This window comes from Alistipes sp. cv1 (assembly GCF_900240235.1).
GTDB lineage: Bacteria > Bacteroidota > Bacteroidia > Bacteroidales > Rikenellaceae > Alistipes_A > Alistipes_A hominis.
In genome coordinates this window covers 78,884-95,992 of record NZ_OEPW01000008.1, presented here as the reverse complement: position 1 = coordinate 95,992, position 17,109 = coordinate 78,884, and the positions used below count along the sequence as shown (strand labels likewise).

Genomic DNA, 17,109 nt, shown 5'->3' with positions numbered 1-17,109 from the left:
TAAAATTTACACGCTTTTGACATACGACCGGTTCGGGAGACCGCTTCCGGCCGTTTTCCGCAGGAGCACGGAATCACCACCACACCTGTTCGCCGTTTTCAAGGGTGAAAATACGCTCTTCTTTCCCCCGGGTATGGTCCCTCAACAGCAAAAGCGCATGGGACGGTATGTTGTCGTAATACAAATTCATGTTCTCCGCCTTTTTTTTACCGAGCGATTCCCAGCCGGATTCATCTTTCCAATAGAACAGTTCATAAACATCGCCGATGCGGATGTTGTTGTCGTCGCTGCGAAAAGCATACTCTACGCTGCCGATCGAAACCGGTTCGCCGAAATCCATCCCGGCCCAACTGTTATTGGGATCGGTAGAGTCAAAGAACGTGAAAGGATCGCCGTCGAACACGGCCTCCCTGGTTCGTCGGGGATCGTCGAGGTAGGAGCCCGGCGTTCCGATAATCGTTCCTCTCAGGGAACGATTCGAACCGGGGGGGTGGAACAGCAGTTCGGCCATGTTGTTAAATCCGGCAAGAGAAGAAAAATAACGCCAATACCGGTATTTCGGAGTTTCCGCAGGAATCCGCACCTCGCCGGCCGACTGAGCCTCCGTAAATTCGTGAATCGTAACGACATCGCTGAAATCCGGCCGATTGGCAGCCTGTATTTTACCGGATATCAACCTTTTGGTCACTGTCGTCATCGCGTGGTAATACGGATATTTCCGCAGCAATTTAAACGATTCGCGGTTTACGGTATCGGGAATCAGCAGGTCTACCTTGCCGTAGGCGTCAACCGTAAAAGGGTACGACAGCGGCGTGATTTTCTCCCCGTCGGAGCAATACACCGGAAGATAGGCGATGTCGCGTCCGATAGCTTCGAAAACCGCTTCCGATCCGCCGACCTCTCCGAATCCGACCGGGACCCAATTCCGATTGTCAAAAACCGCCACATAAGCGTACTTATTCCTCTTTTTTAGTGCGGGATCGATCCTGATCCGGACGTCTTGCGTAGACACATATTCGGCGGTAACATCTTTTATCGTCACGGTACTGAGAGACGAAGGAACCGCCTCCCCGCTATTGTTCAACCGGATAAAAACCGGATTGAGCGCATAGCATTGGCGGTAGACTTTAGCCATCATCTCTCCGGGACGGTGAGGCGTTCCCGGATCCGTGTCCAACGGAACGAACTCTTCGAAACGCCCGTTATTGGAGACCTGAATGACATTCCAGGAATGTCCCTGGGCCTGAGTCGGCCACTGAGGGGTAAAATCGACAGCCACGGGAATGCCTTTGCTTTGCAAAACCGCCTTAACGACAATCCCTTTATCCGTGCAATTGGACAAATGCATCTTCAGAAAAGTAGACATCCGGAGGATCGGCAGTCCCGTATACGCATAGGGCAACGTCGTTTTCAAATGGGAGTTCAGTCCCTGATTTATATTCAGCGCCGCCCAATGCGGAGAATGACAGGTAAATCTTCCGGCTCTCAGATCGGTCAGGTCGTACAACCGATCGGCCAATTCACAGCATTCGTCTTTCCAGTTATCCGCCTGAAAAGCCGGCGCGGCTTTGTAAGGAAGAATATATTCGCAAAAATCGTCAAACGTAAGATGAGCGGCCCAGGGCGCATTCGCCCAAGTTTCAAAAGCGTTTTCGATGTTTCGAATCAGATAGTCCGCTTTGAGTATCCGGATGTCCGATTGGCTGGAAGACGGTTTTACGGGGAACCGCTTGGAAACCGCCTCCATAGCCTTCACTTTGAATCCGGCCCAATCCTGATCATCGGCTTCTTTCAGATTCGTTTTTGCGAGTTCGAGCAAAGAAGTATCCAGAGGAGTCGCCAGAATCGAATCGACCTGATCGCAAAACGCATTGACGATCGCCGGATCGAGCGAATAATGCCCCGGCATGTTTTTAATCAGAAACTCGGCCGCACGGAGCTTCAGACTGTCCTCGCTTTTTCGACTGTAATGAGCCAACACCTTTTCCATTTCTCCGCGGTTAGGCCCCGCGCATCGGAGAGCCCATTCCAAAGTGGGTCTGTCTTTCGAACACGAGCAAACGGAGAGTAAAAAAAGAAGAGATAAAGATAAATAACGCATAATTTAAAAGTTAACAATTTTCCACCTGATCTGTTTGAATACGCTAAAGCATCGAACGTCGTTCAAAAAAATAATAAAATCAGACGAGAATCTACGCTGGCGTTTCGAGCGGAATCGTCCGATTACGACAACCGATAAAATAACTTTGTCAGCCGTTCCCATCCATATCGCTATACATTCTGCCTATATCCTATTTTTTTGAAAGTATCGACGACTCGTTGCATCCGTATATTATATAATTTCAGACGATATATTCCAGCCAAAAATAACAAATAAAAGCATTCGAAAACAAAACAGAACGAAATTTTCGAACGGGATCACAAAGCCGCAGCGGCCCAAAGCCGTTCTCGCCGCCGGAGAGGAACGCGACGCCCCGTTTCCGGCGCCGCCGGAATGCCGCGGATACCCGGCGACGGACCGCATTCGAAATAAAATGCGTGAAATCCCGTTATCTATGCAGAAATTAGCATAAATGAAAAAATAATATTACCTTTGTCGAGTAAACAACGCGAGTTCATTCTGATCTTTATCTTCTTTGCATTTTCCCGGACAGTTCCGTCCGGCTTCTTTCATCGTTGAAATCGACCTTTATAAGCTTTCTTTGTTTCGGCAATCAACTGCCCGAGTAGGTTTGTTACCAGGACTGAAGACGGCATATGTCAAATTTCAACGGTATTACGGAAATGAAATCATTTTTCATCGGCAAGTACGAAATCAAACTGCCCATCGTACAAGGCGGTATGGGCGTGGGCGTATCGCTCAACGGATTGGCTTCGGCCGTCGCGAACGAAGGGGGCGTCGGAGTCATATCGGCAGCCGGGCTGGGGCTGCTCTATCCCGGCTACAAAGGAAGCTATTCCGAGAAGTGCATATACGGGCTGCGGCAGGAGATCCGCAAAGCCCGCGAAAAGACTTACGGAGTGATCGGGATCAACATCATGGTCGCGCTCTCCAATTTTTCCGACATGGTACGCACGGCCGTCTCGGAAAATGCGGACGTGATCTTCGCAGGGGCCGGTCTTCCGCTCGATCTGCCGGGTTATCTGACCGAGGGGAGCCGGACGCAGCTCGTTCCGATCGTCTCTTCTTCCCGGGCGGCGCGACTGATTTGCGAAAAATGGTCGGCCAATTACGGGTATCTCCCGGACGCGATCGTCGTGGAAGGGCCGAAAGCCGGAGGGCACCTGGGTTTCAAAAAGGAGCAGATCGAAGACGAGCACTACTCGCTGGAGCATCTGATCCCGGAAGTGGTCGAAGTGGCCCGGAGCTATGCCGGCCGAAAAAACATTCCGGTCATCGCGGCGGGCGGAATAGCGACCGGCGAAGACATCGCGCGGTTTATGGCGTTGGGGGCATCGGCGGTACAGATGGGCTCCATCTTCGTTCCGACCGAAGAGTGCGACGCGTCGGTCGAATTCAAAAAAGTATATCTGAACGCCCATCGCGAAGACATACGCATCATTCAGAGCCCGGTAGGGATGCCCGGACGCGCTTTCGACGGGGAGTTCATCCGGAATGTGGCCGAGGGGAAGGAGAAACCCCGCTCCTGCCCGTTCCATTGCATCAAAACGTGCGACTACACCAGAAGTCCGTATTGTATCATCAAAGCGCTCTACAATGCAGCCAAAGGCAATATGAAAAAAGGCTATGCCTTTGCCGGCGGCAACGCTTATCTTTCCGACAAGATCAGGAGCGTCAGGGAAGTAGTCGAAAAGCTGAAAACGGACTTCTTCCTTTCCAAAGCCGCTTTTTGAGCGGCATCAACTTTTAAAAACGTCCGCGAATGCGGAATTTAGTATGACATTCAACGAACTGAACATTGCAGAACCGATCTTGAAAGCGGTCTGCGAAAAAGGATATAACGAGCCGACCCCTATTCAGGAACAGGCCATCCCGGTTGTCCTCCGGGGAAAAGATATTTTCGGAATCGCCCAGACGGGTACGGGAAAAACGGCGGCATTCGCCATTCCCATCCTGCAAATGCTGTCGGAAGACAGCGCCCGGGACGAACGATCTTCGGTAATCGAGCCCGGCGCGAGCCGCCGCGACCGGCGAGGAAGATCGCACGGGAAAAAAGAGTGCCGCGCAATCAGATCGCTGATTCTGACTCCTACGCGCGAGCTTGCCCTGCAGATCGGCGATTGCTTCACCGATTACGGCAAATACACCGGTCTGAAACACACGGCGATATTCGGCGGCGTGAAGCAGAATCCGCAAACGGAAAAACTACGGCAGGGCGTGGATATCCTGATCGCCACCCCCGGACGGTTGCTCGACCTGATCGCACAGGGAGAGGTGAAGTTAGACGCCCTGACGCATTTCGTACTGGACGAGGCGGACAGGATGCTCGACATGGGATTCATCGCCGATATCAGGCGGCTGCTGAAAGTGCTGCCGGCGAAACGTCAAACGCTCTTTTTCTCGGCTACGATGCCCAAGGATATCGTCGCGTTGTCGGGGTCTATCCTGCACGATCCGGTACGGGTGGAAGTGACTCCCGTTTCCTCGACGGTCGATACGGTCGACCAATGCGTCTATTTCGTCGAGAAACCCGAGAAAAAAGGCCTGCTGATATCGGTGCTTAAAAAAGAGTCCGACCAATCGGTACTGGTATTTTCGCGGACGAAACACGGCGCGGACAACATCTCGCGCACCCTGAAGAAAGCCGGCATCCAGAGCGAAGCGATCCACGGAAACAAATCCCAAGGACAGCGACAACGGGCCCTGAGCGACTTCAAATCGGGAAAAATCAAAGTCATGGTGGCCACCGACATCGCTGCGCGGGGCATCGACATCCATGAACTCAACCTGGTAATCAACTACGATCTGCCCGACGTAGCCGAAACCTACGTACACCGCATCGGGCGCACCGGCCGCGCAGGACATACGGGAAGAGCCCTTACGTTTTGCACCAGCGACGAGCAGGTAATGGTAAAAGACATTCAGAAACTGACCGGCAGAAAACTGGCGACAGTGCGTCACACCGCTTAATCGTTTTATTAACTTTAAAATATATTAATGGCAGGATCACAATCATTTGGGAAAAGAGAAAACGAAAAGAAAAAGCAGGCCAAACGCCTCGAAAAGCAGAAACGCAAGGAAGAACGCCAGGCGACCGGCACCAGTTCGTTCGACGACATGATCGCTTATGTGGACGAGAACGGCAATTTCACCGACGTACCGCCCGAAGAACGCAAGAAAGAAGCGGTCAAGCTGGAAGACATCGTCATTGCCGTTCCCAAGAAAGACGACTCCGAACCGGAGATACAGAGAGGCCGGGTCGAGCATTTCAACGAAGGGAAGGGATACGGCTTTATCAAGGATCTCACGTCCGGCGAGAAGTATTTCTTCCATGTTTCGTCTGCGCCCGCGGGCATCTCGGAAGGCAACACCGTTACTTTCGAGACGGAGCGGAGCGCACGGGGCATGAATGCGATAAACATCACATTGACAAAATAACGATACGATTCACTCACAAAAACAGAAAAAAATGAATATTTACGTTTCACACCTGAACTTCGCTACGAAAGACGACAGTTTACTGAATTTATTCGCGGAATACGGAGAAGTATCTTCCGCCAGCATCATCATGGATCGCGAAACCGGTCGCTCGCGCGGGTTCGGTTTTGTCGAAATGCCCAATGACGCCGAAGGCCGGAAGGCCATCGAAGCGTTGAACGACACGGAGTTCGAAGGCAAAGTCATCGGTGTGAACATCGCCCGGCCGAAAACCGAAAGAAGCAACGACGGCTATAATCGCGGCGGAGGTTACAACCGCGGCGGAGGCGGATACGGCAGACGATAAGCGGCTGTAGGCATACGCGCATCGCACGACTCCTCGACCGGGCTTCGGCGATCATACGGATCGGAATCGGGTTTTCCCCGGTTCCGATTTTATTTGCAGAAAACCGTAGCGTTTTCCGAGGGGGACGAAAAGCTTCCCCGTGCAAATCCGTTATAAAAACGCTTTGCCGACGGGACGGAGAGGCAGTGTAAACCAGAAGGTGGAACCTTCGTCCGGCACGGACTCGACGCCGATCCGCCCGCCCAACTTCGAAACGATCGTTTCGCAGATCGAAAGCCCGAGACCCGTCCCCTGGGCAAACGCGTCGAGTTTGACGAAGCGACCGAACACGTCCCGCTGCTTCTCCGGCGGAATTCCGCATCCGGTATCCGAAACATAGAAATACAATTCCCCGTCGTTCCGATCCCGGTAACCGAAACGGATGTTTCCTTCGGCCGTGAATTTGATCGCATTGGTCATGAAATTGGTCACGACCTGCATCAACCGGTTCGGGTCGGTGCGGATCCGGTAATCGCTCTCCGGCTCTTCGAACCGCACATCCACCGGATGACCGTCCGGAATCCGCAGCCGGATGCTCTGTTCGATCCCGGAAAACATTTCCCGCAGATCAACGTCCGACTCGGTGAATTCGAGCGTTCCGGCCTCGATCTTAGACAGGTCGAGGATATCGCCGATCAACTGGAGCAACAGTTCGTTGTTGTTTTCGATGATCGAAATATACCCCCGTTTCTCCTCTTCGTTCTCCGTATCGGCCAGCACGCTCGAGAAACCGACAATCGCATTCAGCGGCGTCCGAATTTCGTGGCTCATATTGGCCAGGAAAGCCGATTTCAAGCGATTCGACTCTTCGGCTTTCTCTTTGGCCTCGCGCAGATCCTGTTCGAGTCGTTTCTGCACGTCGATCTGTAGCGAAGCGCCGACCAGTTGCACCGGGCTCCCCGAAGCGTCGCGCTCGCGGATGACGGCGAAACTCTTCGCCCACTGGTAGCCGCTCTGCACGTAGATCACCCGGTACTCCTGTTGCAGGATGTCGTTCCGGCCGGCCAGCAAGTCGGCGTAAGCGGCGCGCATCCGCTCCCGGTCGTCGGGATGGATCATCGCATAGTACTGTTCGTCCGAGACGATCAAGTGCTCGCCGGAATGATCCTCCATCCCGGACGTATAAGAGAGATCGCAGTCGACCAGCCCTCCCCCGACGTCCCACGTCCAGGGAGTCAATCCGGTCGCCTGCAGCACCAGTTTATACTTTTCATTCAGCTCCTCCTGCTCGGCGCGGTGCCGTTCCATCCGCGCCAGGGCCAGGTGCTCTTCGGTACGGTCGATACAAAATACGTCCTTAATCCCCGCTTCGCTGCTGCTGAACACCAGCTTGTCGTAATAGCGCAGCCCCTTCGCACCGTCTACGACGAACGAATGAACCGTCTGTTCGGTCTCCGCCAGACAGGAGAGTTTGTCGCGGCAGGACAACGCTTCGCTCAGCCGTTTGCCCAGGATCTGCCGGCGTGTACATCCGAATACCTGCTCAAAGGCGGGATTCACATCAAGAAACTCGAAATCGGAACCGGACGATCCGCCGGCGATCCGCTTGCGCAGATAGATCACCGGCATATTGTCGACCAGCTTCCTGTATTGCGAGAGCAGTTGGAACTCGCGGTTCTGCTGCCGCTGCCGCTGCATGAACCAGCGCAACCTCATCACGACCGCCGATACCAGCAACAAAAGCAGCGCTCCCAGAACGACCAAGTGAAATTTGTATTTCTGGAAAAAGCCCGGAGGAACCTGCGTATATACGGCGTCTTTCGGAAACAGGGCCGGATCGACCCCTTGGTGTACGAGGTGGTGATAGTCGAGGTAAGCCGCCGGAGCGCCGCCGTCTCGCCAAGAGATGTCGCGGGCCGGCTTTCCTTCGAGAATTTCCCGGATAACGGCGCTGGCCACCCGACTGAACTCGATCGCCGGAATGTAATATCCGCCCGCGAAGCTACCCTCCTCGTGATCCCGGTCGGTCAGCGTAAAAATCGGCGTGTGGGCCAGCCCGAAGATCACCCGCTGCACGTGATCGTCCAGGTATTCATGCCGGTTCTGGGTAACGAACCAGGAGTAGTAGATAATCCCTTTTTTATCGTCGAAACCCGAAAGCGTATCGAGCAACTGTCCGGTCGTCAATTCCGGCGTGCTGAGCGATTCGAACGCCAGATCCGGGAAATATTTCTTTACCGTCTGCCGCACCTCTTCCCGGATGCGGAGGCTGATGTAGCGATGATCCGAAATCAGGGCCACGGTATTCATTCCGGGCTGCAACTGCCGCATCATCTCGATCGTTTCCCGGATAAAAGAGGGCTGTTTGAGGATGGTCAGGTTATATCCTTCGGCAATCTCCGAAGCCGGCACCGCCGTACGGCTGTCGAGGTTTCCGCCGAGCAAATCCTCGATCGAAGCAGGCATCGAATCGCGCGAATAGCAGATCACCGTCGGCACTTCCTTCCACTCCCTGTCGAACAGGGGACGGCAAACGAGCCAGCCGGGATCGCCGATATAGATGACCGCCCGGGGCGGAACGGGATATTTGGCGAGCAGCATCTCCCGTTTGGCTCGGGCGTCCTCGGGCGTCTTCATCATCGGGACGAGCAGCTCCTCGGTATCGACGCGCACCCCTTGTTGTCTGACCTCCTCCACCAACGACCGGTACAGGACATCCGACCATGCTTCGCCGAACGAAGCGGAATTCAGCAACAGAACGTAATTGCCGTTATCGGATCGCTGTCCATAAACCGATGGAAACCAACCGATGAGAAAAAATAAAATACACAGCCGCTTCTTCATAATTGCAGGCCGCAAGGACCCGGATATCCGTTTACCAAATTCCAACGGTTAAAAGTAATAAAAATTGCCACACCTAAAATTTCTCAGGTATAAAAGCGGCCAGAAACAGAAATATAGCTTGAAAACCCGACTCACCGGGTCCGTATCCCACGAACCGGAATCGTCGGTGCGCCTCCTACAAATCGTCGTCGGTCGGCAGCGGCCATTCGTCGGTGCGGAAAGGCGCCGCGGGTAGCCCCGCGCTGTTGACCAGGTTCGCTTCCCGCGTAAAGTTAGCCCATCCGTAACGCACGGCGACCGGAGACGGCACCGCCTCCGAACGGACGGTCACGCCGACCCCGTCCGGATCGACCGTAGCCGTAGCCGGGTGGAAACGCCGGTCTTCGCCGGCGACCGAAAAACCGGAAAGCGGCTTGCCGTCTCCCGAAGAGAGTCCGTCCGCGGTCTCGCGGAAAGTCAGCACGGCCGCACCGTCCCGGTATTCCACCCCGTCGAGCAGCGGACTGCTACGCACGATATCTTTAAAGCCGTACACGTCGTGCAAAGCCAGATTCGCCAGGCGGGCGCCCACCTCCTTTTTATAAGGCGGGTGAATATTGAGCGAATCGCCCAGATGAAAGGCTACCACCATACCGGTATTCTCCCTGCGGTCGAGCAGGCGGCGCTGCACATCCCGTAAATGCGGCCAGGCGGATTCGATCTCCGAACCCGACTCCCGGCCGTCGTAGCCGGCCAGTTGGACGAAATAAAATTTCAGAGCGGGATCGCCCCACCGCTCGCGCCAAGAATCGACCAGCATCGGGAAAAGATGTCCGTACTGCCGGGCTTTGGATGCGCTGGATTCGCCCTGATACCACAGAATTCCGCTGATTCCGTACGGGATCAGCGGCGCGACCATGCCGTTGAACAGATCTCCCGGCGTATGCCGCTGCCCCGCCACATCCCAGCACCACGGGAAACGCTCCTCCACCGGCAGGCCGTTTTCGAGCTGATGGATCGACTGCACGAAGCGGTCGTGGATCGGTTTGGTAACCGGATCTTCGACCAACTCGGAACGCGGCATCCAACTCTCGATGGCCGTCCCGCCGAAATAAGCGCCGATGACGCCGACCGGCACGCCCAGACGCTCTTTCAGTTCCTGCGCGAATGCGTAGGAGACCGCCGACCAGCGCGGCACGCCTTCCGAGTCCGCCTTCTGCCACCGTCCTCCGGCCGTAAACACCGGCTCCTGCGACGACCACTGGAATGGGACGAACAGGCGGATATCCGGATCGCTAACCATCGGCACATTGCTCTCCCACACTTTCATCTCCATGTTGGACTGTCCAGAAGCGAACCACACCTCGCCCACAGCCACGTCGCGGAGCGTCGCGGTATCCTTTCCCGAAACGACCCGCATCACCAGCCCGGTGTCGGCCGCGAGCGGCCTGAGCAGTATCTTCCAGTCGCCTGCGCTGTCGGCCCGCGTCTTGTAACTTTTTCCCGCGAAAGTCAGCCTGACCGACGCGCCGGCGGCGGCCCGGCCCCAGACCGGAACGCGGCGTCCGCGTTGCAGCACCATCCCGTCGCTGAAAACCATCGGCAACCGCAGGTTCCCCGCCAGGTTCTCGGGCACGGGACGATCCAGGCTGTAATCCGTGAACGTCACCGCATCGCACGCCGCATAGAGCCCGGTAACGCCCAGGCCGAAAGCCGGCATATGGTTTTCGATTCCGATTTTGAGCAACACCGTTCCGTCGGCGTTGTCGGTAACGACGATCTTCCACGGCCGCCAGTCCTCCCGGTCGACGACCGGAGCCCGGACGATGGAAAGATTATACTCCCGCTCCGGCTGCAAAACGGGAAAATGAGCCTCCTGCCACATGCGGAAATTACCGTACTGCCAGCGAAGCGTCTGGAGAGCCGTATAACCCGCCGCGGGAGTGATCCGCAGTAAATGGTAGTCATCTTTGTTTTCAATGTGCAGCGCAACGCCGAATCCGGCGCCGGCACAGACGTCCGACAACCTGAAGTTCACGCTCAGGTTAAACCATTCGCAATCCCAGAGGCCGCTGCGGTCGACCAGCAGGCAAGGTTGTTCCCCCGCTTCCGGAACGATCCCGGAGGCTCCGGTTTGCCACTTTCCGGAGAGGGTCTCCCAACGGGGAGCCTCGCCGTACGCTGCCGCACTACACAGCGCCAGCACGGCCGCCAGCACGAATCCGTAACAAGTATTTTTCATCGTTTCACTCGTATTCGTTAAAATCAGGTCATTCGACGGCCCGGACGCTCAGGTTCCGCACCATCAGCCCCGCATCGAAAGTTCCGGGAACTTCCCATCCGAAATTCATCCCCATCAGTTCCAGATCGTCGAGGTCGGTATGCAGAAACTGTCCTTTGTCCTTCATCGCGGCAACGCCCTGCCGGATCAGCGGCAACAGGTCGAGCCGGGCACGATGCCACTTCAAATCGTGGAAAGAAACGTCCCCCCAGATCGTGCGGGGCGGAATGGCGTAAATATAAGTCGCCGTGCCGATATCCCACTGCACGTACTCCGTGGAGTCGAGCCGCGGGTAACGGTAATCGAACGACGGGACGCCGACCCACAGCGAGAGTTGGTAATCCGGCGAATCGGGATTCACGTTGCGCATAAAAAAATAGAACGGCGACTGGGCCGTATGCAGGCTCTCGTTGAATTCGGCATCGGTCATCTTTTTGTCGCAATGGACGATCCGCAGCTCCATCGTGAAATCGAGACGGCTGATCCGGCCGACGTTCGGACGGTTCTCGAAATCCTGCTGGATCAGCAGGTGCGGCCACGCGTCGCTGCCGGTACGCGGGGCTTCGTATTCGGTACTCGTCGTAATGTCGAGCAGCAGCGTACCGTCGGCAAAGCGGGTGACCTTCTTGCCGGGATTGGCGTACGTAACGCCGTCCCGCCCTTCGACCGGAACGGTTCCGCCCAGATCGTACTTGCTGGCCCACTGGGCCATTTGCCAGACAGGATCGGCGTCGCCCCGCCCGAAACGGATCGTATCCGTATTGGTCTTTTCGACCCCGCCGTTCTGCTGCACGATTTCGGGCCACAGCGGCGATACGGCCAGCCCCTTTTCGAACTTCGGATCGCCGAGAACTTCCACCCCGGCCGGTTGTTTTTTCCCGCTGCGGCTTTCGCGGCCGGCCGCGTCGCATTTCGGACTTCCGCCGAAACAAAGCGTGATCCCGGCCAGCGTCAGTATCCCGACCGCGACAGCACCTTTTCGTATTCTCATAACTTCCGTATTTTCAGATTCGGATCGTTCGCCGGCAGTCTCCCCGGACGAATTTTGTAAAGATAGCGATTGAAACGGAATCTACCAATCCGGCCGGAATAAAAAACAGACACGCCACCTCCGGATACGACAGGACAGCCTTCCTCCGGCACGCATCGATCGATAAACGCACCGGCAGAAGGCTGCCCCGTAGCCGCGCCGAAGCACGGATCGTTTCGTCCGCCGTTATTTAGGATCGACCGTAAACGTTTTGGAAAAAGCGACTTTGCCGTCGTTCTGGTAATTCAGCGTAACGGTGAAGCCTACCGGCTTGGTAATATCGCCGAAATCAATACTTTCCATAGATTTTTCGATCTGTTTTACCATCAGATCGAACATCTCCCGGGCTTCCGATTCGGTCAAAATCTTCGTTCCGACCTGATTGCACATGCTCTCCAATTCGCTGTTGATCAGCGTGACGGTCAGCGCGTCGAGATCGCCGGCTTCGGTAATGGCCGCGCGCATGACATAGGCGTGAACGGCATCATCGTTCTTATCGTCCTTACAACCGGAAAAAAGCATCGCAACGCTCAGGCAGGCCAATACGGCCGTAAACAATTTCGTTTTCATCATCTTTGAAATAATATTTAGTAATTCATTAAAAGCGTCCTCCACTCTTTTTATCCGGACGTTCCCACGGGAAAAATACCGGTCCGGCGGCGCGATACGGATCGTTTACGGAAACGGCAACCGGAATCCGCCGAAAGAAACCGCAAAAGTAATTAAATATTTTCCCATTCCAAATATTCAGACGCATACCCTCGTCGCTCCCCGGGAAAACGCCTATCCAAAGAATCCCACCGAACGCAAAACCCGTACCGCCGGTTACGCTAATTTACACGGACAACGAGGTTTATTTTTGGAATTTCCACGAATAACCTTTTAATTTGTATCGTAATGAACTTCTCCGGACAGAAAACACAAGGCACTGCGATAGTTCGCCGGCCCTGACAGACATTATTAAACTGCTATTTACAAACTTTACAAACCACTCAAACACAACTTTATGAAAAAAATCGTCTTTTTGCTCGTAGCGGCGATCGCTGCCGGCGCCGTTTCGGCTCAGAAACCTTTCACGTTCGGACCCAAAGTCGGAATAAACGTTACGGACCTGCATCCCGACGGTCTCGACGACATCAATCACCTCTCCGGCACGAAACCCGCGCTGGTGATCGGCGCTTTCGCCGAATACCGGGCGGCCAAATGGTTCGCCGTTTCGCTGGACGTTTTGTATTCGCGCCAGGGTTCCAGCGCCGAAATCACCCAAGGCGCGCTCGGCTCCGAACACAAACTCAAATTCAACAACCGGCTGAACTACCTGAATATTCCGATCCTGGCCAACTTCTACGTCACCAACGGACTGGCGCTGAAAGCGGGTATCCAGCCGGGCTTCCTGCTCAGCGGCAAATACAGGGCAAAAGTCGACGGCGGCTCCTGGAATACCGAAGACACGAAGCATTATTTCAAATCGACCGACTTCTCGATCCCGGTAGGCATCTCCTACACGTTCGAACAAGGTCTGGTCATCGACGCCCGTTACAATATCCCGGTCACCGACATCGCGACGGATGAATTCAAGGAAGACTTTAGCGGCGGCAACGAGGAACTGAACAAAATGACCAACCGCGTATTCTCGCTGACCGTAGGCTGGAAATTCTAAGCGATTCGCCGATAACCCTAAAAACGTCCTCTGCCGGAGGACGTTTTTTTATGCCCGCAACCGAAAAGAACGGCTTTCTGCGACCCGGACAGCGAAAAAAGAAACGAGCCCGGATAACGTAGGGATATCTGGCCCGGTCGGCGAATCGGAGGATCAGCGCGCCAGCGGGTCGCGGTACACATCTTTTTTAATCCGTTCGATAAATTCGGGCAACCGTTCGGGCGTATCGTTGCCCATGATCCACAGCGGAGCGGCATCGCCGAAATTTTCGTAGGACGGCTGCACGTAGCTCCGATCGACGATCCGGTAGCCGTTGCGCCGGTAAAAAGCGACGCGCCGGGCGGTCAGCTCGTCCTCGGCCGGCTCCACTTCGAGCAGCCGGATTCCGGGCAGCGAGGTCTCCACGTGCTCGAGCACCTGCTGTCCGATTTTACGGTTCCGCATATGCGGCGCCACGGCCAGGTGTTCGAGGTAGTAAAACTCGCCCATATCCCAGTAGACGAACAGGCCGCAAAGCTCGCCGTCCGACTCGATCATATTGAAATGCATCGCAGGCGTCGCGCCGATCATCCGCCGGAGCTGCCCGACGGTACGCCGCTCGCTGCTGCAGAACGCCTCTTCGTAGAGGGGAACCAAGTGTTCCAGACGGCTGTCCTGTCCGTCGGTTATCCGAATCAGTTTTATCATATCACCTCGCTTTATAAAAATTCGACAAAAAGTCCGGAATCAGCCGCCGGACGGAGAACCGCCCCGGCCGGCCGCCGAGAATCACCGTCACGACCGCTGCCACGATCAGCGCGACGCCGGCGAACTGTTCCGCGACGAAACGTTCGCCGAGGAAAAAAATCCCGAGCGCGACGGCGGTCAACGGTTCGAGACAACCGAGAATCGCGGTCGTCGTCGAACCGATCCGCTGTACGGCCAACACCAACGTCAAATCGGATACCAAAGTGGGAATCAGAGCCAACAAAATCAGGTGGACGGCAGCCGACCAGTCTGGAATGGATTCGGGAATTTCCCCTTTTACGAACAGGTTCCCGGCGAAAATTATCGTTGCCGAAAGCAGGATGAAAAACACCATTTTGAGTCCCTTCATATGCTGCACGCACGATTTGTTGACGCCGACGATGTAAACGGCGTACGTAGCTACGGTCGCGAGCGCCAGTGTCAGCCCCTTCATCCCGACCGCGGCATCCGTTCCGCCCGAAAGCAGCCACACGCCGGCGACGGCCGCAAGCGCGGCGACCATCACGGACACCGAAATCCGGTCTTTGAAAAACAACGCCATGATCGCGGCGACCAGCAGCGGATACAGGAAATGGATCGTCGTGGCGACCCCGCTCGGAATATACAGGTAAGCGATCGTCAGCAGCAGCGACGTGAAAGCGTACAGCGCCCCCAATCCGAATAGCACGCCGAATTCCCGGAGCGTAACGCGCAGGTCCGCCCGCCGGAGCAGCAGATAGGCTCCGACCACCGCGGACGACAGCGCAAAGCGGTAAAACATCACCGAATCGACCCCCATGCCGCCGCGGATCACAGGAAGTGCGAACAGCGGAATCATCCCGAACGTCGCCGACGAGATCATCGCCAGCAGAATGCCTTTGAATTGTTTCATACGAATCACCCGATTGATCTTACAGGCCGCAAAAGTCCGTAAAAAATTTTCGTTTCCGGTTAACAAATGTTAAAAACGAACTTTCGGGGGAATCTATTGTACGCCGGCGCGGATCCGACTCAGGGAAACCTGCGAAATGCCGAGGTAAGAGGCGATATCCCGCAACGGAGCTTTTTGCAGAATTTCCGGCTCGCGTTCGACCAGCAGCCGGTAACGTTCGGCCGCCGTCAGGAAATAACGCTCGACGAACAGCCGTTCCATCCGCAGGATGATGCGGTCGGACATCCGCCGGCCCCAGTTGGCCAGTTCGACCTCCTTCTCGAAAAGCCCGTCGAGCGTCTCGTTCGAAATTTTCAGCAGGTCGCACTCTTCGAGCAGTTCGACGTTCTCGTATCCGGACGAGCGAAACAGGTAGGCGTTCATCGACAACAGCGACATGCCGGCGGTCGCAAACCAGATCGTCGCATCCTTCCCGTCCCGATACAGGAATCCGCGCGCGAATCCCCGCACGATGAAATAGCTGTACTTTTCGACCACGCCGTCGCGGATCAACAGGTGTCCCTTCGGCAGCGTGACGCGCTCGGTATGCCGCAGAAACAACTGCAACGCACCGTCCGAAACCGGGTACGCTTCCCGCATTTTTTTGATAAATTCTTCCATATCCCTGCCGTTCGGCACAAAGATAGCGATTCGTTCCCGATCCCCGGAGCTACCGGTGATTTTCATTCTCCGGCAAACGAAAAAAGACGGCCTGCGCTTGTTTTTCACGGCATTGCATATTATTAATTTCTATCTTTGCTCTTGTAAACCATATATTAATTATCAAAACGACTCCTATGCTTCGCAAATTTTCGAATACCCGTTCCGTTTTTTTCGGTCGAGCAGGACTGATATTTTTCATGGCCTTCTTATGTTCGTCTTATTCCGGGAAGCAAACGGTACTTATCCATTCCCACAACGATTACCAGAAAAATATTCCTTTTTACCGCGCTTATTCCCAGCAGGTGCATACCATCGAGGCGGATATTTATGCGGCTCCTGCTTCCGATGGCTTGCTGGTGGCGCACGATCCTCACGAACTCGATTCGGCGCTTTCGCTCGATGAAATGTATCTCGAACCGCTGATCTTTTTATTCGGGCAAAACGAAGGACGCCCCTGGCGAGGTTCGGAGCAGGTGCTCACGCTGATGATCGACCTGAAAACTCCGCTGCACCCGACCATTGACCGGCTGATCGCCAAGTTGAAAAGACATCCCGAAGTGTTCGATCCTTCGGTAAATCCGTACGCTGTGAGGATCGTGATCTCGGGCAGTCGGCCCGACCCTGAGGCTTTCGGGGAGTATCCCCGCTTTATTTCTTTCGACGGATTCATCGACGTGGACTATACGCCGCAGCAGCTCGAACGGGTGGCTTTCATCAGCGAGCCGTTTTTCCGCTACTCGAAATGGAAAGGGGGTGCAGACACGCTCTCCGCCGAAGACCGGCAGGTAATCGAAAGTCTGGTGGCGAAGTCCCACAAAACGGGGAAACCTATCCGGTTTTGGGGGTCTCCGGACACCGTCAACGCCTGGGAAACGTTCCGCGAACTCGGCATCGACATCATCAACACCGACCGTCCGGAAGCCTGCACCCTTTATTTCCAGGAGCATTGACCGGTCGCTTCTCCCTTTCGGAAGAATGATCCGCCGGGATAACCGAACGTGCGTTGCATCCGCATAGCGACTGTAATTTAGAACAGAACTATTGCCTATTCGTTACCTCATCACAAAAAGAAAAGCGCAACAAGTCGGTAATTGACTTGTTGCACCATTC

At 55.2% G+C, this 17,109-nt stretch carries 14 protein-coding genes; 6 read left to right on the top strand and 8 right to left on the bottom strand.

The window, feature by feature from the left end; all coding sequences use genetic code 11:
- Window positions 1–73 precede the first annotated feature (73 nt).
- Window positions 74–1,990, bottom strand: a complete 1,917-nt coding sequence (locus C1A08_RS12145; protein ID WP_101573787.1) for a discoidin domain-containing protein — start codon at window positions 1,988–1,990, stop codon at window positions 74–76.
- A 794-nt stretch (window positions 1,991–2,784) separates the two neighbouring features.
- Between C1A08_RS12145 and C1A08_RS12140 the strand changes: the two genes are divergently transcribed.
- The 4 genes from C1A08_RS12140 to C1A08_RS12125 are packed head-to-tail and all read left to right on the top strand — an operon-like array spanning window position 2,785 to window position 5,906.
- Window positions 2,785–3,855, top strand: a complete 1,071-nt coding sequence (locus C1A08_RS12140) for an NAD(P)H-dependent flavin oxidoreductase (RefSeq protein WP_101573902.1) — start codon at window positions 2,785–2,787, stop codon at window positions 3,853–3,855.
- A 43-nt stretch (window positions 3,856–3,898) separates the two neighbouring features.
- Window positions 3,899–5,092 carry a DEAD/DEAH box helicase gene (locus C1A08_RS12135; protein WP_055203362.1) on the top strand — a complete coding sequence of 398 codons (1,194 nt, stop codon included), beginning with the start codon at window positions 3,899–3,901 and terminating at the stop codon, window positions 5,090–5,092.
- 27 nt (window positions 5,093–5,119) lie between these two features.
- Window positions 5,120–5,560: a cold-shock protein gene (locus tag C1A08_RS12130; protein ID WP_055203360.1), complete on the top strand. Its 441-nt coding sequence runs from the start codon at window positions 5,120–5,122 to the stop codon at window positions 5,558–5,560.
- 31 nt (window positions 5,561–5,591) lie between these two features.
- Complete coding sequence (locus tag C1A08_RS12125; protein WP_055203358.1) at window positions 5,592–5,906, top strand: RNA recognition motif domain-containing protein; 315 nt, start codon at window positions 5,592–5,594, stop codon at window positions 5,904–5,906.
- 150 nt (window positions 5,907–6,056) lie between these two features.
- Here C1A08_RS12125 and C1A08_RS12120 read toward each other — a convergent pair whose 3' ends face one another.
- The 4 genes from C1A08_RS12120 to C1A08_RS12105 form a co-directional block, all read right to left on the bottom strand.
- Complete coding sequence (locus C1A08_RS12120) at window positions 6,057–8,639, bottom strand: sensor histidine kinase (RefSeq protein ID WP_257937119.1); 2,583 nt, start codon at window positions 8,637–8,639, stop codon at window positions 6,057–6,059.
- Window positions 8,640–8,904: 265 nt separating this feature from the next.
- On the bottom strand, window positions 8,905–10,950 hold the full coding sequence (locus tag C1A08_RS12115) for a sialate O-acetylesterase (RefSeq protein ID WP_101573783.1): 2,046 nt from the start codon (window positions 10,948–10,950) through the stop codon (window positions 8,905–8,907).
- 28 nt (window positions 10,951–10,978) lie between these two features.
- Complete coding sequence (locus C1A08_RS12110; RefSeq protein WP_101573781.1) at window positions 10,979–11,980, bottom strand: hypothetical protein; 1,002 nt, start codon at window positions 11,978–11,980, stop codon at window positions 10,979–10,981.
- A 225-nt stretch (window positions 11,981–12,205) separates the two neighbouring features.
- A complete protein-coding gene (locus C1A08_RS12105; RefSeq protein ID WP_101573779.1) occupies window positions 12,206–12,592 on the bottom strand; it encodes a hypothetical protein in 387 nt (128 codons plus the stop codon).
- Between the two features lie 433 nt (window positions 12,593–13,025).
- Between C1A08_RS12105 and C1A08_RS12100 the strand changes: the two genes are divergently transcribed.
- The gene (locus C1A08_RS12100; protein WP_055203349.1) at window positions 13,026–13,679 is read left to right on the top strand and encodes a porin family protein; all 654 of its coding nucleotides are present in this window, start codon (window positions 13,026–13,028) and stop codon (window positions 13,677–13,679) included.
- Between the two features lie 153 nt (window positions 13,680–13,832).
- Here C1A08_RS12100 and C1A08_RS12095 read toward each other — a convergent pair whose 3' ends face one another.
- The 3 genes from C1A08_RS12095 to C1A08_RS12085 all read right to left on the bottom strand — a co-directional run bounded on the left by C1A08_RS12095 (window position 13,833) and on the right by C1A08_RS12085 (window position 15,957).
- Entirely contained in the window at window positions 13,833–14,366 is a 534-nt protein-coding gene (locus tag C1A08_RS12095) for a GNAT family N-acetyltransferase (RefSeq protein ID WP_101573777.1), read from the bottom strand.
- Between the two features lies 1 nt (window position 14,367).
- The gene (locus tag C1A08_RS12090; protein ID WP_101573900.1) at window positions 14,368–15,297 is read right to left on the bottom strand and encodes an EamA family transporter; all 930 of its coding nucleotides are present in this window, start codon (window positions 15,295–15,297) and stop codon (window positions 14,368–14,370) included.
- Between the two features lie 93 nt (window positions 15,298–15,390).
- Entirely contained in the window at window positions 15,391–15,957 is a 567-nt protein-coding gene (locus C1A08_RS12085; protein WP_101573775.1) for a Crp/Fnr family transcriptional regulator, read from the bottom strand.
- Between the two features lie 176 nt (window positions 15,958–16,133).
- Between C1A08_RS12085 and C1A08_RS12080 the strand changes: the two genes are divergently transcribed.
- Window positions 16,134–16,949 carry a glycerophosphodiester phosphodiesterase gene (locus C1A08_RS12080; RefSeq protein ID WP_101573773.1) on the top strand — a complete coding sequence of 272 codons (816 nt, stop codon included), beginning with the start codon at window positions 16,134–16,136 and terminating at the stop codon, window positions 16,947–16,949.
- The last annotated feature ends 160 nt before the right edge of the window (window positions 16,950–17,109 follow it).